Origin of the sequence: Actinocatenispora thailandica (genome assembly GCF_016865425.1) — a bacterium.
GTDB classification, from domain to species: domain Bacteria; phylum Actinomycetota; class Actinomycetes; order Mycobacteriales; family Micromonosporaceae; genus Actinocatenispora; species Actinocatenispora thailandica.
The window spans coordinates 488677-514570 of sequence record NZ_AP023355.1 but is presented as its reverse complement, the minus strand read 5'-3'; the positions used below and the strand labels follow the sequence as shown (position 1 = coordinate 514570).

General features: G+C 72.9%; 23 protein-coding genes and 1 tRNA gene. 11 read left to right on the top strand and 13 right to left on the bottom strand.

Features of this window, described 5'->3' with window-relative positions:
- The first annotated feature begins 158 nt into the window (after positions 1-158).
- The 7 genes from Athai_RS02380 to Athai_RS02350 all read left to right on the top strand — a co-directional run bounded on the left by Athai_RS02380 (position 159) and on the right by Athai_RS02350 (position 8873).
- On the top strand, positions 159-1910 hold the full coding sequence (locus Athai_RS02380; RefSeq protein WP_203959941.1) for a Wzz/FepE/Etk N-terminal domain-containing protein: 1752 nt from the start codon (positions 159-161) through the stop codon (positions 1908-1910).
- Positions 1911-1915: 5 nt separating this feature from the next.
- Entirely contained in the window at positions 1916-3529 is a 1614-nt protein-coding gene (locus Athai_RS02375; RefSeq protein ID WP_203959940.1) for a hypothetical protein, read from the top strand.
- Entirely contained in the window at positions 3526-4782 is a 1257-nt protein-coding gene (locus tag Athai_RS02370; RefSeq protein ID WP_203959939.1) for a phosphotransferase, read from the top strand. The genes Athai_RS02375 and Athai_RS02370 overlap by 4 nt, the downstream gene beginning before the upstream one ends.
- A 1-nt stretch (position 4783) precedes the next feature.
- A complete protein-coding gene (locus tag Athai_RS02365; RefSeq protein WP_203959938.1) occupies positions 4784-5656 on the top strand; it encodes a sulfotransferase domain-containing protein in 873 nt (290 codons plus the stop codon).
- A gap of 1 nt (position 5657) precedes the next feature.
- Positions 5658-7220, top strand: a complete 1563-nt coding sequence (locus tag Athai_RS02360) for a lipopolysaccharide biosynthesis protein (RefSeq protein ID WP_203959937.1) — start codon at positions 5658-5660, stop codon at positions 7218-7220.
- Positions 7210-7944 (top strand): class I SAM-dependent methyltransferase, encoded by a 735-nt coding sequence (locus Athai_RS02355; protein WP_203959936.1) that lies wholly within the window; start codon positions 7210-7212, stop codon positions 7942-7944. The genes Athai_RS02360 and Athai_RS02355 overlap by 11 nt, the downstream gene beginning before the upstream one ends.
- 134 nt (positions 7945-8078) lie before the next feature.
- Entirely contained in the window at positions 8079-8873 is a 795-nt protein-coding gene (locus Athai_RS02350; protein WP_203959935.1) for an SGNH/GDSL hydrolase family protein, read from the top strand.
- Positions 8874-9068: 195 nt separating this feature from the next.
- On the opposite strand, the gene Athai_RS02345 is transcribed toward Athai_RS02350, so the two are convergent.
- On the bottom strand, positions 9069-9638 hold the full coding sequence (locus Athai_RS02345) for a TetR/AcrR family transcriptional regulator (RefSeq protein WP_203959934.1): 570 nt from the start codon (positions 9636-9638) through the stop codon (positions 9069-9071).
- Positions 9639-9749: 111 nt separating this feature from the next.
- Between Athai_RS02345 and Athai_RS02340 the strand changes: the two genes are divergently transcribed.
- Both Athai_RS02340 and Athai_RS02335 read left to right on the top strand, forming a co-directional pair.
- Positions 9750-10619: an SDR family NAD(P)-dependent oxidoreductase gene (locus Athai_RS02340; protein ID WP_203959933.1), complete on the top strand. Its 870-nt coding sequence runs from the start codon at positions 9750-9752 to the stop codon at positions 10617-10619.
- Positions 10620-10926: 307 nt separating this feature from the next.
- Positions 10927-12333 carry a carbohydrate-binding protein gene (locus Athai_RS02335; RefSeq protein WP_239156667.1) on the top strand — a complete coding sequence of 469 codons (1407 nt, stop codon included), beginning with the start codon at positions 10927-10929 and terminating at the stop codon, positions 12331-12333.
- On the opposite strand, the gene Athai_RS02330 is transcribed toward Athai_RS02335, so the two are convergent.
- A complete protein-coding gene (locus Athai_RS02330; RefSeq protein WP_203959932.1) occupies positions 12317-13141 on the bottom strand; it encodes a WecB/TagA/CpsF family glycosyltransferase in 825 nt (274 codons plus the stop codon). The two genes, Athai_RS02335 and Athai_RS02330, sit on opposite strands and share 17 nt — an antisense overlap.
- 158 nt (positions 13142-13299) lie before the next feature.
- Between Athai_RS02330 and Athai_RS02325 the strand changes: the two genes are divergently transcribed.
- Both Athai_RS02325 and Athai_RS02320 read left to right on the top strand, forming a co-directional pair.
- Positions 13300-14262, top strand: coding sequence for a sulfotransferase (locus Athai_RS02325; RefSeq protein WP_203959931.1), 963 nt, complete (start codon positions 13300-13302; stop codon positions 14260-14262).
- On the top strand, positions 14259-15245 hold the full coding sequence (locus Athai_RS02320; RefSeq protein ID WP_203959930.1) for a glycosyltransferase family 2 protein: 987 nt from the start codon (positions 14259-14261) through the stop codon (positions 15243-15245). The genes Athai_RS02325 and Athai_RS02320 overlap by 4 nt, the downstream gene beginning before the upstream one ends.
- A gap of 236 nt (positions 15246-15481) precedes the next feature.
- Here the strand turns inward: Athai_RS02320 and Athai_RS02315 are convergent, their stop codons facing one another.
- From Athai_RS02315 to Athai_RS02265, 11 genes are all read right to left on the bottom strand, one after another.
- A complete protein-coding gene (locus tag Athai_RS02315; RefSeq protein ID WP_203959929.1) occupies positions 15482-16801 on the bottom strand; it encodes a sulfate adenylyltransferase subunit 1 in 1320 nt (439 codons plus the stop codon).
- The gene (cysD, locus tag Athai_RS02310) at positions 16802-17710 is read right to left on the bottom strand and encodes a sulfate adenylyltransferase subunit CysD (RefSeq protein WP_203959928.1); all 909 of its coding nucleotides are present in this window, start codon (positions 17708-17710) and stop codon (positions 16802-16804) included.
- A 173-nt stretch (positions 17711-17883) separates the two neighbouring features.
- Positions 17884-18735, bottom strand: a complete 852-nt coding sequence (locus Athai_RS02305; protein ID WP_203959927.1) for a 3'(2'),5'-bisphosphate nucleotidase CysQ — start codon at positions 18733-18735, stop codon at positions 17884-17886.
- Between the two features lie 79 nt (positions 18736-18814).
- A complete protein-coding gene (locus Athai_RS02300) occupies positions 18815-19654 on the bottom strand; it encodes an exopolysaccharide biosynthesis polyprenyl glycosylphosphotransferase (RefSeq protein ID WP_239156666.1) in 840 nt (279 codons plus the stop codon).
- Positions 19594-20310, bottom strand: coding sequence for a nucleoside-diphosphate sugar epimerase/dehydratase (locus Athai_RS02295; protein WP_203959926.1), 717 nt, complete (start codon positions 20308-20310; stop codon positions 19594-19596). The genes Athai_RS02300 and Athai_RS02295 overlap by 61 nt, the downstream gene beginning before the upstream one ends.
- Positions 20311-20402: 92 nt before the next feature.
- Positions 20403-20987 (bottom strand): aminoacyl-tRNA hydrolase, encoded by a 585-nt coding sequence (gene pth / locus Athai_RS02290; protein WP_203959925.1) that lies wholly within the window; start codon positions 20985-20987, stop codon positions 20403-20405.
- A gap of 103 nt (positions 20988-21090) precedes the next feature.
- The gene (locus tag Athai_RS02285; protein ID WP_203959924.1) at positions 21091-21729 is read right to left on the bottom strand and encodes a 50S ribosomal protein L25/general stress protein Ctc; all 639 of its coding nucleotides are present in this window, start codon (positions 21727-21729) and stop codon (positions 21091-21093) included.
- A 419-nt stretch (positions 21730-22148) separates the two neighbouring features.
- Positions 22149-23132 (bottom strand): ribose-phosphate diphosphokinase, encoded by a 984-nt coding sequence (locus tag Athai_RS02280; RefSeq protein WP_203959923.1) that lies wholly within the window; start codon positions 23130-23132, stop codon positions 22149-22151.
- A gap of 27 nt (positions 23133-23159) precedes the next feature.
- Complete coding sequence (gene glmU / locus Athai_RS02275; RefSeq protein WP_338028121.1) at positions 23160-24779, bottom strand: bifunctional UDP-N-acetylglucosamine diphosphorylase/glucosamine-1-phosphate N-acetyltransferase GlmU; 1620 nt, start codon at positions 24777-24779, stop codon at positions 23160-23162.
- 130 nt (positions 24780-24909) lie between these two features.
- Positions 24910-24981: transfer RNA gene (locus tag Athai_RS02270), tRNA-Gln, on the bottom strand.
- 66 nt (positions 24982-25047) lie between these two features.
- Positions 25048-25725 carry a resolvase gene (locus Athai_RS02265; protein WP_239156665.1) on the bottom strand — a complete coding sequence of 226 codons (678 nt, stop codon included), beginning with the start codon at positions 25723-25725 and terminating at the stop codon, positions 25048-25050.
- Positions 25726-25894 lie beyond the last annotated feature (169 nt).

The window sequence follows — 25894 nt, the reverse complement described above, 5'->3', positions numbered from 1 at the left end:
CTATGGTGTGAGGCTATTCGTGGTGTCTTCACCGTCATCACCCGGCTACCGAGGGTCGCGAATGGGATCGTCCGCGAACTGCGGACCGGCCTCGCGACCCCCGCCCCGGTGAGAGGCGCCACGAGAGACGAAGTGCTCCCGGCGAAAGGCACCGCTCGATGGACGTCACCACCCCCGCGCCCGCGCCCGGCGACCTCGCCGACCACCTCGCCGCGCTCCGCCGCGGCTGGCTCGTCCTCGCCTGCGCGGCGCTGCTCGGCCTGATCGCCGCCAGCGTGGTCACCATGCTGCTGCCGCACCGGTACCGAGCGACGACCGCGGTGCTGGTGCTGCCCACCGGCGTGCAGGACGTCAACGCCACCGGCGGCCGCACCAAGGAGACGATCAACCTCGACACCGAGGCGCAGCTGGTGCGCTCCACCGCGGTCGCCCAGCGGGCCCGCACCCTGCTGCACGTCACGACCCCGCCGGCCCGGCTGGTGCAGGCCGTCGACGTGTCGGTACCGCCGAACAGCACGGTGCTGCAGATCGCCTACTCGGCGACCGACCCGGCCGCCGCGCGCGCCGGATCGCACGCGTTCGCCACCGCGTACCTGGCCAACCGCTCGGACAGCGCGCAAGCCGCCACGAACGCGACCGTACGGGCCCTGCGCGCGCAGGCCGACCGCCTCAACGCCCAGCTGCACAGCACCACCGGCAAGCTCGCCGGCACCGAACCCAACTCGTCCGCGCACGCGCTGCTCGACGCCCAGCGCCGCAGCCTGACCAGCCAGCTCGGCACCCTCGGCAACCGGATCAACGACGCCACCACCACGGCCGCCAGCGCCGGCCGGATCATCACCGACGCCGCGACACCCACCCGACCGACGAGCCCATCGGTACCGGTCGACCTCGCCGCCGGGCTGCTCGTCGGGCTGCTCGTCGGTGCCGCCGCCGCGCTCACCGCCGCCCGGTACGGCCGGCGGGTACGCAGTGCCGCCGACCTGACCCGCCGCACCGGGGTGCCGGTACTCGCCGACGTACCCGCCGGCCCGGCCGCGGCCCGCTGCTTCGGCCGGCTGCGCAACGAGCTGAGCGCCGCCGAGGAACGCCCGGCGGTACTGGCCGTCGTCGGGGTCGGTGGCACCGGCGCCGACGTGGCCGCCCGGCTCGCCACCGCGTTCGCCCGTGCCGGCGAGGCGACCGTACTCGTCGCCGCGACCGGCGGCGGCGTCGCCGGGGTACCGGACCGGCCCGGCCTGGCCGACGTGCTGGCCGGCGCCGCCGGCCTGTCGACCGCGCTGCACCCGGTCGACACCCGGCCCGGCCTGACCGTACTGCCGGCAGGGAGCCCGTCCGGGCCGCTGCCGATCCCGGCCACCGCTGCCGTACTGGACCGGCTGCGCGACGGGCGCAACACCGTGCTGCTGGCCGCACCGGACGCCGCCGACGGCCCGGAGACGCAGGCGCTCGCCGCGCTGGCCGACGCGGCGATCCTCGCGGTACCCCGGCGCACCGCGCGCTACGCGGAGGTACGCGACGCGGCCGAACAACTGCACCGGGTCGGCACCAGCCTGCTGGGCGCGGTACTCACCGCGCCGGTCCCGCCCGCACCCGCCGCCGGGCCCCCGGCCGGTACCGACGACCCCGCGGCGAGCCAGAACGCCGTTCCCGGGCAGCACACCGCCGCGGACCGCGACACCGCCGCCGCCGACACCGTTGCCCCCGGCGACCTCGCCGCGGAGCACGACACCGCCGGCGAGCACGCCACCGCGGCTGCCGGGACGCCGACGGGCAGGGTCGGGTCCGGGGCGCACCGGGCCGTCGCGACGGACCGGGCCGAGACCGTGGACCGGGCCGAGACCGTGGACCGGGCCAAGACCGGGGACCAGGCCGACGCCGCGCCGGTCGGCAGCTCGGTCCGGGGTTAGCACCGGTGTCGACGGCCCGCACGACGACCGCACCGACCCAGCACCATCCACTTCGGACAGACGCGGCCAGCCGCCCGGACTCTCGCCCCGGGGCAGCCCGACCGCGTCCCGGCGCACTGCGCGCGGCACTGCCCCGGCTGACCGCGGCATGGCCGCTGACCTGGCTGCTCGGCGGCTATCCGATCTGGTGGGCGCTCGGCCTGGGCGTGCTGATCTTCCCGCTGCTGGCGCTGCCGATGGCGGTCGCACTGCTCCGCCGGCCACCTCGCCGGCTGCCACCGGAACTGTTGCTGTGGTTCGGTTTCCTGGCGACCGCGGTGGTCGGAATCGCGGCGCTGGGCATCGACCCGGTCGGCACCATCGCGGGCGACCCGGTCGGCCGGCTGCCGGGCGTCGCGTTCCGGCTCGTCGAGTACGGGTCGCTGACGGTGCTGCTGCTGTACGCGCTGAGTCGCAGCGAACGCGAGCTGCCGCAACGCCGGTTGGTGGCGCTGCTGGCCTGGCTGTTCGTGCTCACGGTCGCCGGTGGGCTGCTCGGCACGTTCGCCGGGCACCTGCAGTTCACCTCCCCGGTCGAGCTGCTGCTGCCAGCGCACCTGCGGCACAACAACTTCGTCGCCTCGCTGGTGCACCCGGCCGCCGCGCAGCTGATGGACGTCCTCGGCTACCAGGCGCCCCGGCCGGCCGCGCCCTGGGGGTACACCAACACCTGGGGCAACAACCTGGCGCTGTCGATCGGTTGGTTCGTGGTCGCGGCGTTCGCGCTGCGGGGCCGGCGCGGCGACGCCCCGGACGCCACCCACCGCGCCACCGGTACCGGACGGCGACTGGCGGCGTTCGCGGTACTGGTGGTGGCGGTGGTGCCGGTGGTGACCTCGCTGAACCGGGGGCTGTGGATCGACCTGGCGCTGCTCGCCGGGTACCTGACGTTGCGGCTCGCGCTGCGTGGCAGGCTGCTCGCGCTCGGCGCCGCGGTGGCCGGTGCCGCGGTGCTCGGCGTGCTGCTGCTGGCGACGCCGCTGGGCGGCGTGGTGCACGGCCGGCTGGAGAACGGCAAGAGCAACAACGTCCGGATGTTCGTCACCGAGAAGGCGGTCGACGGGGTCGTCGCCTCACCGCTGATCGGGCTCGGCAGCACCCGCAACACGCAGGGCAGCGACCAGTCGATCGCGGTCGGCGGCACCCCGGACTGCCAGCGCTGCGGCGGCCACACCATCGGCGGCAACGGCCAGCTGTGGCAGGTGCTGTACCTGCACGGCGGGCTCGGCACCCTGCTGTACCTCGGCTTCTTCGGCGCGATCCTCTGGCGCCACCGGCGGGACGCCAGCCCGATCGGGTTGGCTGGCAGCGGGGCGATCGTGGTGTCGCTCGCCTCGATGTTCTACTACAACGCCCTCGTCACGCCCCTCGCCTTCACCTTCCTGTCGTACGCGCTGCTGTGGCGCAACGCCGGAGCCCGAGCACTGCCGGGCCACGGACTCGGAGATCCCGACGAGAGGGACCGCCGGTGCCCGCCGGACTCGGACCGACGCCACCGGCGCCGCCACCCCGAGCGCCGACGACCAGCCGGCACCCCCTCGCCCGGACCTCACCCGAACCCAGTCGAGGAGCCCGCATGAACGCGCCGGCCGAACTGACCGCCGACACGGCGGCGAGACGGACCGCCTACCTGACCGAGGTGCTGCCGCTGCTGTACCCGCAACCGTGCCGGATCGCGTTGCCGCGGACCGGATCGGTACCGCAGCCGACCCGCAGCTTCGTGGTACTGCCGGACCTGCGCCGGGCGCGGCTGCTCGCCCCGCTGGGCAGCACCCGGGTCACCGTCGGCGCGGTCCGCCGCTACTCCGAGCCGCAGTCGCTGTCCTCGAAGGTCAAGCGGTCCGCGGTGACCGCGGCGCTGCGGACCGGGGCGAGTGCGGTGCTGCTGCGGGACCGGATCCGGGTCCAGGCGCCGGACGACGCCGACCACATCGAGTCGTACCTGGCCGGGCTGCTGGGCGTCCGCCTCACCCCGTCCGTCCACATCGGACCGGCCCGGGCGAACCGCAAGCCGGTGCTGCAACTGCTCGACGACGCCGGCCGGTCCATCGCGTTCGTCAAGATCGGGGTGAACGAGCTGACCCGGGGGCTGGTACGCGCCGAGGCGCGGGCGATGCTCACCCTGGCCCAGGCCGGCCTCCGGCACCTGCGGATCCCGGCCGCGCTCGGTACCGGGCAGTGGCACGGGCACGAGCTGGTCGCCGCGTCGGCGCTGCCGGTCGACGCCCCGCGGGTACCGCTGCGGCACGAGGCGCTCGCCGCGGCGATGCGCGAGGTGTGCGGGGTGGCCGGAGTGCGGCGGCAGCCGCTGGCCGCCTCCGAGTACTGGGCCCGGCTGCGGGCCCGGCTCGGCATGCTCACCGACGACGAGGACGGCCGTACCCTCGCCGATGCCGCGCGCGAGCTGATCGGCCGGGCCGGCCCACAACGCATCGACTTCGGTTGCTGGCACGGCGACTGGACGCCGTGGAACATGACGTCGACCACCGAGGGCCTGCTGGTGTGGGACTGGGAGCGGTTCGGCACCGAGGTGCCGGTCGGCTTCGACCCGCTGCACTACCGGTTGCAGGCGGCGATCGTCCGGGACGGCAGGGACCCCCGCGACGCGGTCGCCGACCTGCTGACCATGTGCGGCCCGCTGCTGTACGGCTTCGGGGTGCCGGGTGGCTCGGCCCGCACCACCACGCTGCTCTACCTGATCGATCTCGCGGCGCGCTACCTGACCGACCGGCAGGCGGAGGCCGGCGCGCGGCTGGGCGTGTTGGGCAGCTGGTTGCTGCCGGAGCTGGTTGCCGCGCTCGCGGCGGTACCGGACGTGGAAGGGGCCCGCTGAGATGGTCGGATCGAGCCTGCCGGTCGGCGTGAAGCGGCTGGCGCACACCGGATCGGTGAACTTCGGCCGGCTCACCGCCGGCCGCCGGATGCTGCCGTCGTTCCTGATCGCCGGCGGTCAGCGGTGCGGCACCACGTCGCTGTACCGGGCACTGGCCGCGCACCCGGCGGTGCTGAAGGCGGTGCTGCACAAGGGCGTGCACTACTTCGACGTCGGGTACGAGCACGGCGCGGACTGGTACCGCGGGCACTTCCCGCTGCGGCGCACCGCGGACCGGCAGGCGCGGCGGATCGGCGCCCGGGTGCAGACCTTCGAGTCCAGCCCCTACTACATGTATCACCCGCTCGCCGCCGAGCGGATCGCCGCGGCGCTGCCGGACGTGAAGCTGATCGTGCTGATCCGCGACCCGGTCGAGCGGGCCTACTCGCAGCACGCGCACGAGGTGGCGCGCGGTTTCGAGACCGAACGCGACTTCGCCCTGGCACTGGCGCGGGAGCCGGGGCGGCTGGCCGGTGAGGCCGCCCGGCTGCGCGCCGACCCGAGCTACTACAGCCACGCCCACCAGCACCACGCCTACGCCGAGCGCGGCCAGTACGTCGACCATCTGGTACGGCTGGAGAAGGTGTTCGGCCGCGACCGCATCCACGTGGTCGACTCCGAGCTGTTCTTCACCGATCCGGCCCCGGTGTACGACTCGGTGCTGTCCTTCCTGGGCCTGCCCGATCTCGGCCATCCGCCGTTCGAGCGGCACAACGCGCGCGCCCGCGGCCCGATGCCGGACCGGATCCGGCGGCGGCTCGCCGCGCACTTCGCCCCCTACGACGAGCGGCTGGCCGACTGGCTCGGCTACCGACCGTCCTATCTGGAGCGGTGAGGTGGCGCTGACCCGGGCGGCGCCGGAGCACGGCGCGGTACTCGGCGGTACCGCGCGGTCCGGCGCGCTCAACCTGGTCGCCGCCGGATTCTCCGGTACCGCCGGGCTCGCCGTGACGATGCTGATCGCCCGCGGGCTCGGGCACACCCAGGCCGGCGTGTTCTTCGCGGCGACCTCGGCGTTCCTGCTGGCCCAGATGGTCGCGAAGCTCGGTACCGACACCGGCCTGGTGTACTGGCTGGCCCGGCTGCGCGCGCTGCGCCGGTTCGATCTGCTGCACCGCTGCCTGCGCTCGATGCTGCTGCCGGTACTGGTCGCCTCGGTGCTGATGGCCGCGCTGCTGGTGGTGGCCGCGCCGCGGCTGGCGACGACCGGCTGGTTCGGTGCGGACGCCGCGCACGCGCCCCAGTTCGCCCGCGAGCTTCGGCTGCTGGCGCTGTTCCTGCCGCTGGCCGCGCTGTCCGACGCGCTGCTGTCGGCGACCCGCGGCTACCGGACGATGCGGCCGACCGCGCTGACCGAGAAGGTGCTGCGGCCTAGCCTGCAACTGGCCGGGCTGCTGGTGGTGCTGCTCGCCGGCAGCGTCACCGCGGACGTCGCCGCCTGGGTCGCGCCGTATGCGGTGAGCGTACTGGTGGCCGGCTGGTTTCTGTCCACTGTGGACCGCAAGGCCCGGTCCCGGCCGGTTGCCGAGCAGGTCTCCGACCGCCGACTGCCGGCCCGGCTGTCCCGGGCGGTCTGGCGGTTCACCGCGCCGCGCGCCCTCTCCTCGATCGCGCAGGTCGGCCTGCAGCGGCTGGACGTGCTGCTGGTCGCCGGGATGCTCGGTTTCCGGGCCGCGGCGGTGTACACGGTGGCGACCCGGTTCATCGTGGTCGGCCAGCTGGCCAACCAGGCTGTCGGGGCCGCCGTGCAGCCACGGCTGGCCGAGTTGCTGGCCCGGGGCGACACCGCGGCGGTACGCACCCTCTACCAGACCTCGACGGGTTGGGTGGTCGCGTTGACCTGGCCGCTGTACCTGCTCGTCGCGGTGTTCGCGCCGACCTACCTGCGGGCGTTCGGCGCCGGGTACCGGCAGGGTTCCGCGGCGGTCGTGGTGGCGCTGCTGTGCGCCGCGATGCTGGTCGCCGGCGCCTGCGGGATGGTCGACATGGTGCTCACCATGGGCGGCCGGACCAGCTGGAACCTCGCCAACGTGGCCCTCGCGTTCGGGGTGAACCTCGCCGTCGACCTGGTGGCGATCCCCCGGCTCGGCATCCTCGGCGCCGCACTCGGCTGGGCGCTCGCGCTGCTGGCGAAGAACCTGCTGCCGTTGGGCCAGATCTCGCTCGTGTTGCGGCTGCACCCGCTCGGCCCGGCGACCCTGCGGGCGGCGGCGCTCGCGGCCGGTTGCGTCGGCGTACCGGCGGTCGCGTCCCGGCTGCTGCTCGGCGCCGGCCCGCTGGGCCTGGTCGTCGCGCTCGCCGTCGCGCTGCCCGCATACCTGGCCGGTTGCCTCGCCTGCCGGCACCGGCTCGGCCTGTCCCCCACCGCACTGCTCGGAAGGTTGTCCCGTGCGCACTGACTACCCGAACCTGTTCCTGGACGACACCGTGGTCGACCGGTACCGCGACGTGGTGTACGCGAAGGGCGGCTACGCCGCGGCGATCAGCGCCCGGCAGCGCGCGTTCATGCGCGAGCTGGTCGCGCGCGAGTTCGCGGCACCACCGGTACACCACGACTTCGCCTGCGGCACCGGCCGGGCACTGCTGATGCTCGGCGACCTGGTCTCCGACGCGCACGGGTACGACGTGTCGCCGGCGATGCTGCGCGCCGCGCGGGACGCCGGCAGTACCGCCGAGCTGCACCTGGTGCCGGTCGGGGGCGCGCCGCCGGCCCCGGCCCGTACCGAGGGGCCCGCGCTGGTCACGATGTTCCGGTTGCTGCTCAACGCCGCACCGGCGGTACGCGACCGGGCGCTCGCGTTCGCCGCGGCGGCGCTGCCCACCGCCGAGTCGGGGCTGCTGGTCCTGGAGAACCACGGCCGGTCGCCGTCGCTGCGCCACCTCGGTGCGCGCCGGCGACGCGGCGAGGCCTGGTTCGCCGAGCTGACCGACGGCGAGGTGGGCGAGCTGCTGTCCCGGCACGGTTTCCGGCTGGTCGGGCGGCGGGGCTGCGCGTTGACCTCCCGCGGCTGGTACCGGCGGCGGGCGTTGCGCCGCGGCGCCCGGTTGCTGGACGACCGGCTGGCGCACCGGCTGCCGTCGGTCGCCACCGACGTCCTCTACCTGGCGCGGCGGACCGCCTGAGCGTTCCCGTTGCCGACAATAACCGTCATCGAGGCAATTAATTAGAAAATTCTTGCCTGCGGGTCTTTCGGATTACTTGCCGGTAATGCTGTGATACGAGACACGATTCACAGATCCCCTACCCGGAGGTGCACATGCGCAGATCCCGCCTCGTCGCGGCGCTTGCCGGCCTGCTCGCGTCGGCCGGCGCCACCCTGGCGTTCGCCGCCCCCGCGCAGGCCGCAACCGTCAACTACGTCGCGCTCGGCGACTCGTACTCGTCCGGCGTCGGCGCCGGGTCGTACATCGACTCCAGCGGCTCGTGTGACCGCAGCACGAAGGCCTACTCGGCGCTGTGGGCGGCGGCCCACTCGCCCAGCTCGTACTCCTCGGTCGCCTGCTCCGGGGCGACCACCAGCGACGTCAACTCGTCCCAGCTGTCCGCCCTGAACAGCGGCACCACGCTGGTCAGCCTCACCATCGGCGGCAACGACGTCGGCTTCTCGAACATCATGACCACCTGCGCGCTGCAGGGCACCGACGCGTGCGTCGCCGCGGTGCAGAGCGCCGAGGACACCGTGCGGAGCACCCTGCCGGGCAAGCTCGACACCACCTACAACGGGATCCGTTCGCACGCGCCGAGCGCCCGCGTCGTGGTGCTCAGCTACCCCGTCTTCTACCAGCTCAACACGTTCTGCATCGGACTGAGCGCGAAGTCGCACGCCAAGATCGACGAGGGCATCAACCTGCTCGACGACACGATCCAGGCGGCGGCTCAGCGGCACGGCTTCACCTTCGCCGACGTCCGCGACATCTTCGTCGGCCACCAGCTGTGCAGCGGCGACAAGTGGCTGCACGCGCTCAACTTCGCCGACATCACCGAGTCGTACCACCCGACCGCGACCGGCCAGTCCAGCGGCTACCTGCCGATCTTCACCAACAACGCCTGACCCGCCGCGCTCCCCCGCTGCGGCCCGCCGGCATCCCCGGCGGGCCGCAGCGCGTCCGGGGACCGGTCTCGGACGCCGGCGGGGCGCGCGACCACCGGGCGAGCCGCGGCGAGCGCGTCGTGCGCACCCCCTGGTGAAGGTGCGCGGCGTCGTCACGGCCGACCAGGGCCCGCGCGGCTCCGCGACGCGGCGTCCTCACGGCCGGCCGAGGAGGGCAGCGACCGCCTCGACGACGATCCTGCGCCGGGCCGTCACGGTGTCGACGTCGACGACCGCGTCGAACTCGGGCACGTTGGCGTCCCAGAAGCCCGACAGGTGCAGCACCAGGCCGAGCAGTACGTCCGGCGGGAACCGGACCGGAACGGCACCGGCGGCCTGTGCCTCCGCGACCGCCTTGATCTTGGCCCGGTTGCTGTCCAGGACGGCCTGCGCGAGGTTGCCGGTGCCGGCCCGTTCCAGTCGGTACCAGCTGGCGATGCGCTGCACCCAGGGCCGCTGCCGGTAGGAGTCGAACAGCCGTCCGGCGTACTCGGGCAGGTCGGTCGCGTCGATCGGAACGGCGTCGACGGTCTGCCGGCACATGTCGTCGAAGACCGCGTCGAACAGCCCGTCCTTGCTGCCGAAGTAGTGGTAGATCTGCGCCTTGTTGCTGCGCGCGGCGGCGGCGATGCGGTCCACCCGGCTGCCGGCGATGCCCCGGGCGGCGAACTCGTCGCGCGCCGCGGCGAGCAGGCGCTGCCGGGTCGCTGCTGCGTCTCTGGTCACATCCGCAGCTTATCAACTGACCATTTAGTTGACGACGTGGCCGAGGGGCGCTTCACTGGAGCCAGAGCTAATCAACTGGTTAGTTAGAAATCGACGAAGGAAGTGAGTTCCATGTCGTCCCTGGTTTTCCTGGTCAGCGGCGCTTCGCGGGGCCTCGGCCGGGAGATCGTCCGTACCGCACTCGCCAACGGCCACCGCGTCGTCGCGGGCGCCCGCAGCACGTCGACGCTCGACGACCTCGCCGCCGAGTACCCGGACCGGTTCGTCGCCGTACCGCTGGACGTCACCGACGACGCCGCCGCCCGGTCCGCCGTGCGTACCGCCGTCGACCGGTTCGGCCGGCTCGACGTGCTGGTCAACAACGCGGGCTATGCCAACGTCGCGTCGATCGAGGACGTCGAACCGGCCGACTTCCGCGCGCAGGTCGAGACCAACCTGTTCGGCGTGGTCCGGCTGACCCAGGCGGCACTGCCCGTCATGCGGCAGCAGCGCGCCGGCCGGATCATCCAGATCTCGTCGGTCGGCGGCCGGCTCGCCACCCCCGGCCTCGGTGCGTACCAGACCGCGAAGTGGGCGGTCGGCGGCTACTCCTCGGTGCTGGCCGCCGAGGTCGCGCCGCTCGGCATCGCGGTCACCGTGATCGAACCCGGCGGCATGCGCACCGACTGGGCGGGCTCGTCGATGCGGGTCGCCAACATCCGGCCGGAGTACGCGGACACGGTCGGCCGGGCGGCGGCCATGCACGGTTCCGGCGAGGCCACCGCGGCCAGCGACCCGGCGAAGGTCGCCCGGCTGGTCCTCGACGTGGTGGCACTCCCCGACCCGCCGCTGCGGCTGCTCGCCGGCGCCGACGCGTTCCGGTACGCGACCGCGGCCGGCCGGGCCCTGCTCGACTCCGACCAGCGGTGGCGCGCGCTGAGCGAGTCGACGACCGCGTCCGGCGCCACCGCCGGCGACCTCGATCCGCTGGCCCACGGCTGAACGCATCGGGCGCGGCGGCACCCGGCCGCCGCGCCGCGGTCGTTCCATCCGCCCGGCAACGTCCGGTGCCAGCGACGTCGGCAGCCGCGGTCTCCCGCGCACCACCGTGCGGCCGGCCCGCGCGGTGGTGCGTGCGTCGCCGGACGGGAACTGTGAAGTTACTTGACAGATAACCCGGTTCGGCGGTGTACTCCTCCGTAAGCGCTTCCGTCCGCATTCACCCCGATGTGTACGGAGGTGTTCCCCTGCGGGCGGCGCCCCTCGACGACCCGCCCGCGCTCGCCTCGGATGCACCGCGGAGGTCACCGTGAGCAGATCGATTGGGCACAGGATCAAGCTGGTACTCGTGGCCGGCGCGGCCGTCACGCTCGCCGCGTTCGGCGCCGCCGTACCGTCCGACGCGGCACCGTCCGGCGCCGCGACGCGGGCCGCGACACCGCAGGCGGTGCCCGCACCACCGACCGGGTGGAGCACCGTGTTCAGCGACGACTTCGGCGGCTCCGCCGGCACCGGGGTGTCCCGGTCCACCTGGCTCTACGACACCGGCACCGGCTACCCGGGCGGCGCCGGCAACTGGGGCACCGGCGAGGTCGAGACGATGACCGACAGCACCAGCAACGTCTACCAGGACGGCTCCGGCCACCTGGTGATCAAGCCGCTGAACAACAACGGAAGCTGGACCTCGGGGCGGATCGAGACGCAGCGGACCGACCTCGCCGCACCGGCCGGCGGGCAGCTGGAGGTGACCGCCTCGATCAAGCAGCCGAACCCGGCGAACGGCCTCGGCTACTGGCCGGCGTTCTGGATGCTGGGCGCGGCGGCCCGGCCGGTCGGCGCGACGAACTGGCCGAGCATCGGCGAGATCGACGTGATGGAGGACGTCAACGCGCTCAGCAAGGAAGCCGGCACCTTCCACTGCGGCGTCGACCCGGGCGGCCCGTGCAACGAGACGAACGGGCTGGGCAGCGGGCTGCAGTCCTGCTCCGGCTGCCAGACCGGCTACCACACGTACTCGGTGATCATCGACCGGACGAACACGTCCGCCGAGCAGATCCGCTGGTACCTGGACGGGACGAACTTCTACACCGTGAACGAGAGCCAGGTCGGCACGAGCACCTGGCAGAACGCGGTCGACCACGGGTTCTTCATCATCCTGAACGTGGCGATGGGCGGCGGCTTCCCCAACGGCGTGTGCGGCTGCGGCAGCCCGTCGGGCTCCACCAGCTCCGGCGCCGGAATGAGCGTGGACTACGTGGCCGCGTACTCGACCGCGTCCGGCACCCCGCCCGGCGGCGGTGGCGGCACCGGCGCGTACTCCACGATCCAGGCCGAGGGCTACTCGGCGGCGTCCGGCGTGGCGACCGAGACCACCACCGACACCGGCGGCGGCCAGGACGTCGGCTGGATCGCCAACGGCGACTGGGCGCGCTACGACGGGGTCGACTTCGGATCCACCGCGGCGACCCAGTTCCGGGCCCGGGTCGCGTCCGGTGCCGGAGCCGGTGTCAGCGGGCTGGTCGAGGTTCGGCTCGACTCACGGTCGGCGTCCCCGGTGGGCAGCTTCGCGATCGGCAACACCGGCGGCTGGCAGAGCTGGGAGACGGTACCGGCGAACATCGCCGGGGTCACCGGCACCCACACGGTCTACCTGACCTTCACCAGCGGCCAGCCGGCCGACTTCGTCAACCTCAACTGGTTCACGTTCGGCCATTGACCTGCTGCGGCCCGTGGGTCGGCGCGACCGCGCCGGCCCACGGCGCCCGGTGCGCGAGCGCGGCCAGCAGCAACCGGGTCGCGAACGGCAGGTCGTGCACCAGGTACCGGCGGGCCAGCCGGGTCGGTTCGGATGCCAACCGGTGCAACCACTCCAGCCCGGTACGTTGCATCCAGCCCGGCGCCCGGCGCTGCTCGCCGGCGACGAAGCCGATCGCGGCGCCGCAGCCGACGAACCAGCAGCGCGGCAGTTCCGGCGCGAGCCGCGCGATGAGCCGCTCCTGTTTCGGGAACCCGAGCCCGACGTAGACGAGGTCGGGGTCGGCGGCCCGGACGGCCCCACAGACGGCGTCGAGTTCGGCCGGCTCGTCGAAGAAGCCGTACGACGGCGACGCGGCACCGGCCACCACCAACCCCGGGTACCGCTGCGCGAGCACCGTGCCGGCCCGGCCGGCCACCCCCGGTGGCCCACCCAGCAGGTACACCGAGCCGGACCGGGCGGCGAGCGCGGCGGACAGCGACCAGATCAGGTTCGAGCCGGCGACCCGCTCCGGTAGCGCCACGCCGGCCAGCCGGCTGGCCCACACCAGCGGCGTACCGTCCGCCACCACGTAACTGGCCGCCTCGACGTGCCCGCGCGCCTCGGTGTCGCGCCTGGCCAGCCGCAGGATGTCGACGTTGGGCGTGACGATCGTGCCGCCCCGGCCGGCGGCCGAGGCGGCGGCCACGGCGGCGACCAGCTCGGCCTCGGTGTACGGGTGGAAGGCGACGTCGGCGAGCACGACACGTTCGGTGACGGGGACGGACATGAGCCGAGACCCTAGCGCAGAAACTACACATCGTTCTCATGTACCTACCGATGGTGACCATACTCGCGAAGTGTCGTTGTACCCCGGGGCGATCTACCCGCGGGTCCCGGTACCCGTGGCGCCAAACCGGAACCGAGCGCGAGAAGGCGAGGACATCCGTGGTACGTGTGCTGTTCCTGGGCGGCCTCGGCCGCAGCGGCACCACGCTGATCGAGCGGGTCCTCGGCGAGCTGCCCGGCATCTGCGGGCTCGGCGAGGTCGTCCACCTGTGGCGCCGCGACGTGCTCGACGACGAGCGGTGCGGTTGCGGCGAGCGGTTCTCCCGCTGCCCGTTCTGGCGCGAGGTCGGCGGCGAGGCGTTCGGCGGCTGGGACGCCGACCTGGCGCTGCGGGTCATCGGGCTGCGCGACGCGATCGAACGCACCCGCTACCTCCCGGAACTCGCCGCACCCCGGCTGCGCACCGCGCGGGCCCGGCTCGTCGCCGAGTACACCGAGGCGTACCTGCGGATCTACCGTGCCGCGGCCACGGTGGCCGGCGCCCAGGTCGTCGTCGACTCGTCCAAGCACGCGTCGCTCGCGTTCTGCCTGCGCTGGCAGCGCGACGTCGACCTGCGGGTGGTGCACGTGGTCCGCGACCCGCGCGGCGTCGCGTACTCGTGGACCCGCACCCGGCTGCGGCCGGAAGCCGACGGCAGCGCCGAGATGACGCGCTACCCGCCGGCCCGCTCCGCGCTGCTGTGGAACGCGCACAACGCCGCGTTCGGCATCCTGGAGCGGCTCGGCACCCCGGTACACCGGGTCCGGTACGAACGGTTCGTCGCCGAGCCGGCCACCGCGGTGGAGCAGATCCGCCGGTTCGCCGGCCTGCCGCCGCAACCGCGGCCGCCGGCGTTCCTGACCGACCACGGCGCCCGGCTGGGTCGCTGCCACAGCGCCGCCGGCAACCCGATGCGGTTCCTCACCGGCGACGTCGAACTGCGCTGCGACGACGCCTGGCGGGCCGAACTGCCGGCACCGAGCCGCCGGCTGGTCGGCGCGCTGACCGCACCGCTGCTCGGCGCGTACGGCTACCCGCTGGGCACCGTCCGCCGTCCCGTCCCCGCCGGAGCGCCGCGATGACCGACCACGTCGGACCGTCCACAGTGGATGACACCGGGGCCGCGCGGCGTTCGCCCGCCGTGGACGGCGGCCCGGCCGCCCCCGCGGTGGGGGTGGTGATCGCGACGCACGACCGGCCGGTACAGGTGCGGGAGGCCATCGCGTCGGTGCTCGGGCAGCGCTACCGCGGCACGGTGCGGGTCGTCGTGGTGTTCGACCGGGCCGAGCCGGATCCCGACCTCGCCGGTGACCGGGTCACCGTGCTGGGCAACGACCGTACCGCCGGGCTGGCCGGGGCCCGTAACACCGGCATCGCCGCACTGTCCACCATGGACGTACCGCTGGTCGCGTTCTGCGACGACGACGACGTGTGGCTACCGGACAAGCTCGCCGCGCAGGTCGGCGCGCTCGCCGCGCATCCCGGCGCCGAGTTCGCCACCTGCGGCATCGAGGTCGAGTACGACGGGGCGGTGCGGCCCCGGCTCGCCGGCACCGACGTCGTCGACCTCGCCGACCTGGCCCGGTCCCGGATGTCGATGCTGCACGCCTCGACGTTCCTGATCCGCGCCGACGCGCTCGCCGCCGACCGGCTCGGGCTGGTCGCCGAGGACGCCCCCGGCAGCCAGAACGAGGACTACGACCTGCTGCTGCGCGCCGCCCGGCGGCGGCCGATCGTGCACGTCGACCGGCCGCTGACCCGGGTCCGGTGGGGCGGCTCGTTCTTCACCCACCAGTACCGGACGAAGATCGACTCGCTGCACTGGATGCTGGACCGGCACCCGGAGCTGTCCGCCTGCCGGCCCGGCGCCGCCCGGCTGTACGGGCAGCTCGCCTGCTGGCACGCCGCCGCCGGCGAGCGGCGCGCCGCGGTGCGGTACGCGGGCCGGTCGCTGCGCCGCAACCCGCGCGAGCCGCGCGCCGCGATCGCCCTCGCCGCCGCCGCCCGGCTGGTCCGCGTCGAGTCGGTTCTGTCCACCCTGCACCGCCGCGGCCGCGGCATCTGACCGCCCACGGCAGCCGCGTCCCACCGCCACCCTGGTCGATCACGCCGTCGCCCACCCGGCGATCGCCGACCCAGCCGGACAGCGCCCCGCGGCGCGCGAGGGCCCCCACGCCGCGGCACAGGAGACGAACGCGGCACAGGAGGCGAACGTGGCGCACGAGGCGGACGGGAAGGAGGCGGACGCAGGCGTCCGCCTCCTCGTGATTCCGGACCGCCGCCCGGGCGCCGGTGGCCGGGTCAGTCGGTGGCGACGATCATGCCGGCGGCCACCGTACGGTTGGTCTGCTCGTCGATCAGCACGAACCCGCCGGTGGTGCGGTTCCGGCGGTACTCGTCGGCCAGCAGCGGCCGGGTGGTGCGCAGCTTGATGCGGCCGATCTCGTTGAGCGACAACGAATCCGCCGTCTCGTCCCGGTGCAACGTGTTGACGTCCAGCCGGTAGTGCAGGTCGCGTACCATGGCCCGGGCCGAGTGCGTGGTGTGCTTGATGGCGTACTTGCCGCGCGGCCGCAGCGGCCGCTGCTCGTCCATCCAGCAGACCATCGCCTCGATGTCCTGCGCCTGCGCCGGTGCGTTGTTCGGCCGGCAGATCAGGTCGCCGCGGGAGACGTCGAGCTCGTCGTCCAGCCGGATCGTCACCGACATCGGCGCGAACGCCTCCGCGACCGGGCCGTCCGCGGTGTCGATGCCGGCGATGCGGGTGCTGAACCCGGACGGCAACACCATCACCTCGTCGCCCGGCTTGAACACGCCGGACGCGATCTGCCCGGCGTACCCCCGGTAGTCGGGATGCGCCGACGACTGCGGCCGGATCACGTACTGCACCGGGAAGCGCGCGTCGACCAGGTTCCGGTCCGAGGCGATGTGCACGTTCTCCAGGTGATGCAGCAGCGAGGACCCCTCGTACCAGGGCATCTTCGCCGACCGGGACACCACGTTGTCGCCGTGCAGTGCCGAGATCGGGATGACCGTCAGGTCCGGCGCGTCGAGCTTGGTGGCGAACGCGGTGAACTCGGCGTGGATGTCGTCGAAGACCTGCTGCGAGTAGTCGACCAGGTCCATCTTGTTGACACACAGCACCAGGTGCGGCACCCGCAACAGCGAGCACAGGAACGCGTGCCGGCGGGACTGCTCGACCAGTCCCTTGCGCGCGTCGACCAGGATCAGCGCCAGGTCGGCGGTGGACGCGCCGGTGACCATGTTCCGGGTGTACTGGATGTGCCCCGGGGTGTCGGCGATGATGAACTTGCGCCGCGGCGTCGCGAAGTAGCGGTACGCCACGTCGATCGTGATGCCCTGCTCCCGCTCCGCGCGCAGCCCGTCGGTCAGCAACGCCAGGTTGGTGTACTCGTCGCCGCGCGCCGCCGAGGTCGACTCCACCGCGGCCAGCTGGTCGGTGAAGATCGACTTCGAGTCGTACAGCAGCCGCCCGATCAGCGTCGACTTCCCGTCGTCGACGCTGCCGGCGGTCGCGAACCGCAGCAGGTCGATCGGTTCGGCGTCGGCGCCGGTCCAGGCGCCGTCGACGGAGTCCGTGCTCAGGTCGTGGGTGCCCATCTAGAAGTAACCCTCCCGCTTGCGGTCCTCCATCGCGGACTCGCTGAGCTTGTCGTCGCCGCGGGTCGCGCCGCGCTCGGTGATCCGCGTCGCGGCCACCTCGTCGATCACCTTCGCCACCGTGTCGGCCGCGGACGGCACCGCCGCGGTGCACGTCGCGTCGCCGACCGTGCGGTACCGGACCCGCTCGGTGCGGACCGTCTCGGCCTCGGTCGGGACGATGAACTCGTTCACCGCGTACAGCATGCCGTCGCGCTCGACCACCGCACGATCGGCGGCGAAGTACACGTCGGGCAGCGCGATGCGCTCCCGGGCGATGTAGTGCCAGATGTCGAGCTCGGTCCAGTTCGACAGCGGGAACACCCGGATCGACTCCCCGGGCTGCACCCGCCCGTTGTACAGCGACCACAGCTCGGGACGCTGGTTCTTCGGGTCCCACTGGCCGAACTCGTCCCGGAAGCTGAACATGCGTTCCTTGGCCCGGGCCTTCTCCTCGTCCCGCCGGGCGCCACCGAACAGCGCGTCGAAGCGGTACTTCTCCACCGCGTCCAACAGCACCGGGGTCTGGATCCGGTTGCGCATCCCGCTCGGCGGATCGACCACCAGGCCGGCCTCGATCGCCTCCGGCACGCTGGCCACGATCAGCTGGACGCCGAGTTCCTCCGCCCGGCGGTCCCGGAACGCGAGCACCTCGGCGAAGTTCTGCCCGGTGTCGACGTGCATCACCGGGAACGGGATCGGTGCCGGCCAGAACGCCTTCTGCGCCAACTGCAGCATGACGATCGAGTCCTTGCCACCGGAGAACAGCAGACAGGGACGTTCGAACTCGGCGGCCACCTCGCGGAACACGAAGATGCTCTCCGCCTCCAGCGCGTCCAGCTGGCTGAAGCGGTAGTCGGTGGAACCCATCGTCCACTCCTGTCCGGTATCGACGTCGATCAGATGTCAGCGGCCAACCGGCCCGGCGACGCACGAACGACCCAGCCACGGAGCGGAACTCCGAGACCCACCGCACTGCTGCGGGCGCGGGTCATCGACCACCCATGCTGCCGGATCACCCGGTCACGCGTCCACGGCGAACCTCACATCACATCATCTTCCCGGCCGACACCCAGCTCGGCCAGCACTTCCAGCAACCGCGGCGCCAGGTCGCGCCGACAGACCAGCACGTCCGGCAGCCACGGGTCCGCCCGGTTGTACCGCAGCGGCGAGCCGTCCACCCGGGACGCGTGCAGGCCGGTCGCCAGCGCCACCGCCACCGGCGCCGCCGAATCCCACTCGTACTGGCCGCCGGCGTGCACGTACGCGTCGACCTGGCCCTGCACCACGGCGGCCATCTTCGCGCCGGCCGAGCCCATCGGTACGACCTCGCCGTCGACCCGCTCGCACAGGTCGGCGAGGAACCCCGGCGGGCGGGTCCGGCTCGCGGCGAGCCGGATCGGGCCGGCGTGCATCGGCGGGTACATCGGCGGCGCGTCGGTGCCGAGCACCGTGCCGCCGGCCTGCGCCGGCAGCGCCACCGCACCGGCGACCAGCCGGCCCGCGTCCGCCGGCCGGTCACCGCCGGCCGCGCCCCGCTGCCACAGCGCCACGTGCACCGCCCAGTCGGCGCGGCCGGCCTCGGCGAACTCGCGGGTGCCGTCCAGCGGATCGACGATCCACACCCGCTCGGCGGCGAGCCGGGCGTTGTCGTACCGCTCGCCCTCCTCGGACAGCACCGCGTCGCCGGGCCGCCACCGGGCCAGCTCGTCGACCAGCAACTCGTGCGCCCGCCGGTCGCCGGCCGCCCGCAGCGCCGCCGGATCGCCGAACCCGAGTTCGGCGCGCAGTTCGGCCAGCGCGGCACCGGCCCGTTCGGCCAGCCAGCGGGCGAACGCGGCATCGCTGGCCGGCGCCACCACGCCGCCACCGGCGAGCGCGGACTGCTCCTCCATCACGCCACTCCCTGCCTTACGGGTTCGTGCACGATAGCCTGGCGGGCCGCACGGCTCTCGAGCACACCAGCCCGTTACCTCAGTAGGCTCCGGACGTTCGTACCACGGCGGTAACGGTACGCAGCAGGATCACCAGGTCCAACGACAGGGACCAGGTCTCGACGTACCGCAGGTCGAGGCGGATCGCCTCCTCCCAGGGCAGATCGGACCGCCCCGATACCTGCCACAATCCCGTCAAACCAGGCTTGACCACCAGCCTACGCAACATGTCCGCCGGATACCGTGCCACCTCCGCGGGCAGCGGAGGACGCGGCCCCACCAGGGACATCTGACCGACCAGCACGTTGACCAGCTGGGGCAGCTCGTCCAGGGAGAGCCGGCGCAGGTAGCGGCCGATCCGGGTGACCCGCGGATCGTCGCGGATCTTGAACAGCACCCCGGCGCCCTCGTCCAACCGGGCCAGCTCGGCCAGCCGGGCGTCCGCGTCGACGTACATGCTGCGGAACTTCCAGATCGCAAACACCGCACCGTCTCGGCCGACCCGGGACTGCCGGTACAGCACCGGGCCCGGCGAGTCCAGCTTGATCGCCGCCGCCACCGCGGCCAGCAGCGGCGCCAGCACCAGCAGCAACAACGCCGCACCGAACCGGTCCACCAGCGCCTTCGCCGCCCGCGCCGACCCGCGCAGCCGGGCATGGTCGACGTGCAGCATCGGCAGCCCGTCCACCGGCCGGATCGTGGTCCGCCCGGCCACGTCGATCAGCGCGCTCGCCACGATCAGGTCGACGTCGACCCGCTCCAGCTGCCAGGCCAGCCGGCGCAGCGCCACCCCGTCCAACTCCGGGCAGGACAGCACGATCACCGTGTCCGCCTCCGCCGCCGCCACCGCGGCACCGGCGTCGGCGAACGTACCCAGCACCGGTACACCCAGGTCCGGCGCCGGCCCCAGGGTCGGCCGGGCCGGCGCCGCGGTACGCACGCGCCCACCACCGAAAGACCGTGATGCCGCTCCCGGTGCAGCTGGCGGCACACCTGCGCGACCGCCTGCCGGTGCCCCAGCACCACCACCCGGCGCAGATGCCGGCCCGCCGCGCGGCGGCGGTGCAGCCGCTGCCGCAACCCGAACCGGACCACCACCGTGGCCACCACCGCCAGCGGCAACACGATCAGCACGTACCCGCGGGACAGCCGGACCTCCGCCAGGTACGACCCGACCGTCACCACCGCGGCCAGCGTCACACCGGCCCGCAGCACCCGCTCGTACTCCGCCGTACCCACGAACAGGCGGCGCTTCTCGTACGCGTGGTTGGCCGCCAGCGCGGCCACCCAGCCCACCGGCAACAGCGCCACGACCAGCAGGTACACCCGGTTGTAGGCGGTCACATCGGGACCGAACCGGGCCGAGAAGCCGATCGCGCCGGCCAGCAGACCCACCATCAGGTCACCCGCCAGCATCGCCAGCAGGTACCGGGACTCCCACGGCCGGCGCCGCACCCGGGCCCGCGCCGGGCCGAGGGCCACCGGCACGTCCACGGCAGGCAACGGGCGCGCCGCCGGCGCCGCCACCTCCACCATCGGCCACGCCTCCGCCACGACACACCGGCCATTCAGCGAAGACAACGCCCCGGCCGGTCAACCCGTGACGGCATCGACACGTAACGTTAGAGTCACGCCCCGTGGAACGAGTTCTGCGCCGATTCGACGCCGCGCTCCACGACCGCCTCCACCGCATCGGCGGCCTGCTCCAGCAGCACGTCGAGCTCCTTGCGTTCCACCGACGAGAACGGCTTCAACACGAAGTCGGCCGGATCCTGCCGGCCCGGCGGCCGGCCGATCCCGAACCTGACCCGCGCGTACTCCTTGCTGCCCAACGACCGCGAGATCGACCGCAGGCCGTTGTGCCCGCCCTCACCGCCGCCGCGCTTGAGCCGAATCGACCCGTACGGCAGGTCCAGCTCGTCGTGCACCACCACCAGCCGGTCCACCCCGACCGAATGGAACGCCGCCACCGCCGCCACCGGCCCACCGGCCAGGTTCATGAACGACTGGGGCTTCACCAACACCAGCTTGGTCCCACCCGGGCCGCCCAGCCAACCCTCCGCGACCTGCGCCTTCGCCCGGCCGTGCCGCTTGAACGTGGCGCCCAGCCGACCCGCCAGCAGGTCCGCCACCTGGAACCCGGCGTTGTGCCGGTGCGTCGCGTACTCCGGGCCCGGATTGCCCAACCCGACCACCACGAACGGTCCGGCCACGAGTCCTCCCCGCACACGAAACGGGGGCGTGCGGTGCGCACGCCCCCGTCGAGACTACGAGACCCTGTTGCCGGGCCCGCTCAGACCTGTTGCCTGGCCCGGCTCAGGCCTCGACCTTCTCGGACTCCTCGGCCGCCGGCGCCGGCGCCTCGGCCGCCTCGCCGGAGGTGTCCGCCTCCACCTGCGCGGCGGTCGGCGCCGCCACGATCGCCACCACGGTGGCCTCCGGGTCGGTCGTCAGCTCCGAACCCGCCGGCAGCGGCACCTGGCCGGCCAGCACCTTGTCGCCGACACCCAGACCTTCGATCGACACCTCGAACTGCTCCGGCACGTGCGTTGCCTCGACGTTCACCGCCAGCGTGTCCAGCTCCTGCACCACCAGGCCGTCGGCCTCCTTGGCCATCTCGCCGGTGATGTGCACCGCCACCTCGACCGCGACCTTCTCGCCGCGCCGCACGATCAGCAGATCGACGTGGTCGATGGTGTCCTTGATCGGGTCGCGCTGCAGCGCCTTCGGCAGCGCCAGGGTGCGCGCGCCGTCCGCCAACTCGATCGTGAACAGCTGGTTCGCCCCGCCGTGCCGCAACGCGTTGGTGAACTCGTGCGCGGGCAGCGCGACATGCTTCGGCTTCTCGCCGTGGCCGTACAGCACGGCGGGAATCTTCCCTGCCCGACGAGTACGGCGGGCACCACCCTTGCCGAACTCTGTGCGGGGCTCGGCGCTGATACGGACCTCGGACACGGGAGTACTCCTGTAGATGATGCTGCGGCCTGATTGCGAACTGGCTCGGCAGGCGCCGAACGCTGCGGTGCCGGGCGGGAGCGCGACGCGACCCGGGTCAACCGTGCTGGCTCAACACCGTGTCGATAACGACGGCCACGAAGCCGATCACCTCGACCGAAACAGTGGCTCTCGAAGAACCACACCGATCAGGATCGAAACCGGATCGCGGCCACCCTCGCCATGGCAACCCACCCAGTCTAGCCCCGGCCGTCGCGCACGTGTCCCCGGGTCCGCCGATGAGACGCGGCACGCACCCTCGACGACATCGATCACGACCGACGGACCCGACCCGGTGACCGCACCGTGACGACGGGCCGAAGCCCGGCGAACCGCCGCAGCCGCACCCGAGGCGACGGCCGGGCACCTCGCCACTGGTACTAGCCGGACAAACCACCGAACAGCGTCGTCACCGAGCCGTCCGCGAAGACCTCCCGGATCGCCCGCGCGATCAGCGGCGCGATCGACAGCTGGGTGATCTTGTCCAACCGCTTCTCCGGCGGAACCGGCAACGTGTTGGTCAGGATCACCTCGGAGACCCGGGAGTTCTTCAACCGCTCCGTCGCCGGATCCGACAGCACCCCGTGCGTCGCGGCCACGATCACCTCCGCCGCCCCCGCGTCGAACAGCGCGTCCGCCGCCTTGCAGATGGTGCCGCCCGAGTCGATGATGTCGTCGATCGCCACGCACACCCGACCCTCGACCTCACCGACCACCCGGTTCGCCGACACCTCATTCGGCCGGGTGATGTCCCGGGTCTTGTGGATGAACGCCAGCGGGCAGCCGCCCAGCCGCTCGGTCCACCGCTCCGCCAGCCGCACCCGGCCCGAGTCCGGCGACACCACGGTCATGTCCCGACCGTCGTACTTGTTGCGCACGTAGTCGGCCAGCAGGTCCAGCGCGAACAGGTGATCGACCGGGCCGTCGAAGAACCCCTGGATCTGCGCGGTGTGCAGGTCCACGGTGAGAATCCGGTCCGCACCGGCGGTCTTGAACATGTCCGCCACCAGCCGGGCCGAGATCGGCTCCCGGCCGCGGTGCTTCTTGTCCTGCCGGGCGTACGGGTAGAACGGCACCACGATCGTGATCCGCTTCGCCGACCCGCGCTTCAACGCGTCGATCATCAGCAGGGTCTCCATCACCCACTGGTTGATCGGCTCCGTCATGCTCTGCACCACGAAGGCGTCCGAACCCCGCACCGACTCGTTGTAACGCACGTAGATCTCGCCGTTGGCGAAGTCGTACGCATCGGTCGGCGTCGGCGAAACCCCCAGCGCCTGGCCGATCTCCTCCGCCAGGGCGGGGTACGCCCGGCCCGAGAAGAGCATCAACGACTTGTGGTTCTCCGCGACGATGCTGCCCATGGCGGCCGCCCCCCTAGCGATGGAAAATCAACACTCAGCACCGGCAGCGCCGGTAGGGCCGGCACCGCCCGCGGAGCCGGTCACAGCGGCACCACCGGCGGAGCTGGTAGGGCCGGCACCGCCGGGATCGCCGGCAGGCTCCGACCCGGGCGAAGTCTGCCCCGCCGCCGCTGCCGCACCCCCGACAGCGCCCTTCTCGGTGGCCTTGATCGCAGCAGCCGCCGCCGGTGTGTCCGGACGATGCCCCACCGTCCAGTCCGCGACCACCCGCTGCGGTGCCGCCGAGTACGACAGCGCCCCCGGCGGCACGTCGCGCCGGATCACCGCCCCCGCCCCGGTGTACGCGCCGTCGCCGACCTGCACCGGGGCCACGAACATGTTGTCCGCACCGGTGCGCGCGAAGCTGCCGATCCGGCTGCGGTGCTTGTGCACCCCGTCGTAGTTGACGAAGACCGTCGCCGCGCCGATGTTGGTCTGCTCGCCGATCGTCGCGTCACCCACGTACGACAGGTGCGGCACCTTGCTGCCGGCACCGATCTCCGCGTTCTTGGTCTCCACGTACGTGCCGACCTTGGCGCCGGCGTGCAGCCGCGAACCCGGCCGCAGGTAGGCGAACGGACCCACCGAACAGTCCGGACCGACGACCGCGCCGGCCGCCTGCGCCCGCACCACCGAGGCGCCCGCACCGACCTCGGTGTCCACCAGCGTGGTGTCCGGGCCGACGACCGCGCCGGCCGCCACCGACGTCGCACCGCGCAACTGCACCTGCGGCTCCAGCAGCACGTCCGGAGCCAGGGACACCGTCACGTCCAGCCACACACTCGCCGGGTCGACCATCGTCACGCCGGCACGCATCCAGGCGCCGTTCACCCGGTCCCGCAGCAGCGCACCCAGCGCGGCCAGCTGGGCCCGGTCGTTGACACCCATCGTCTCGGTGGCGTCGGCCGCCACGTACGCACCGACCCGCTCGCCCGCCTTCACCAGCAGGCCGATCGTGTCGGTCAGGTACTCCTCGCCCTGGTCGTTGTCGCTGCGCAGCTCGGCCAGCGTCGCGCGCAGCGCGTCGGCACGGAACGCGATGATGCCCGAGTTGATCTCCCGGATGCGCCGCTGCTCCGGCGAGGCGTCCCGCTCCTCGACGATGCCCACCACGGCCCCGTGCTCGTCGCGAACGATGCGGCCGAGACCGGTCACGTCCGGCGGTGCCGCGGTCAGCACCGTCGCCGCCGCACCGGCCCGCTCGTGCGCCGCGACCAGCTCGGTCAGCGTCTCGGCGCGCAACAGCGGGACGTCCCCGGTCAGCACCACGACGGTGCCGGCCGCCTCCGGCGCCGCGTCGAGCGCCACCCGGGCCGCGTGCCCGGTGCCACGCTGCTCGGCCTGGTGGACCGTCCGGGCGGCCGGCGCGATCTCGGCCAGGTGCGCGGACACCTGCTCGGCGCCGGCGCCGACCACCACCAGGGTGCGCCGCGCGGCGAGCGGTTCGGCCGCGGCGAGCACGTGCCCGAGCAGGGATCGCCCCAGCAGGGTGTGCAGGACCTTCGGGGTGGCCGACTTCATGCGGGTGCCGAGACCCGCGGCCAGGACGATGACGGTGCGCCCGTCACCGTCGTGCGCAGGGTCGGGGCGACTGGTTGGCTCGCTCACGCTGCGGGCTCCCTTTCGGCGCCGAGTCATCGGACCGGAGCCCATGCTAACCGCCGTTCGGCCCTTCAGACCCCGCGGGTGAGACTCTCGCCAGATACACCGCACGGTCCGGCGCCGTATCCGTTTTAGGCTGGGGTGCCCGGATTCGAACCGGGAGCTCAAGACTCCAAAGGTCTGCGGGTTGCCGTTACCCCACACCCCATCACGAACCGCTCTCCATGGCCAGGGCGGAGCGCTCGACGGTCATCGTCGCACGATCAGGCTGCCCTCACTGCGGCCAGGGGTCACATGGAGCGGAAGGCCGACCCGCGGCACGCACCACCCCGATCACCAAGCCCTCGACCATGTCGTAGATCGCGCGACTTCGCCGCACCGAGACGATCAAGCAGCCGTGATAGTCCGCTCCCGTGTTGTAGCGAACGGTCTTCGGGTTGTGCCGCTTGAGCGAGGTCCGGCGGAAAATCGTCCGGTCGGCACCGACCTTCGCCGCCCACCATCGGACGGCGGCATCGGCATCCGCTGTCTCGTGGATCTGGACACGGAAGTCGATGGTGCTCTGCTCCACCCCGACGGCGCGCAGGAAGGCGAGGAAGACCAAGATCAACCCAGCGTCACTGTTGACGAAGGTGATGCGCCGGGTGGAATTCCAGGGCTTGGCTTTTGCGCCCTCGCACCAGTACATCATCGCGCCGATCCGGACGAGTTCTTCCTGGGTCAAGCCGCCGACCGAACCTGCGGCCCCGGTCACACGCTCGGCTTGGCGGGCGTCCCGCTCGGCCCGGTATTCGGACCAGCGCGCCTCGGCCATCATTTGGCCGTGGCCGGTGGTGGACGAGTGCTCGCGAGCGAACAGCGCCTTGCGGGCGTCGACGTCAAGCGGAATGTCTCGCACCCAGCGGTACGCGGTGGACTTCGCGATGCCGAGTTCGGCGGCAACCTCCGGCACCGAACGATGCTGCCGGCGCAGCTCGCGGGCGCGTTCGCGGAGGTCGTCCTTGGCGTTGGGGCGTGTGGTCCATGCCGGCGGAGCCACGCCCTGCAGGCATTTCGAGAGCAGACCGGTGGAGACCGGCGATCTGACTCTTGGACAGGCCCTCGGCGCGGAGCCGTCTGGC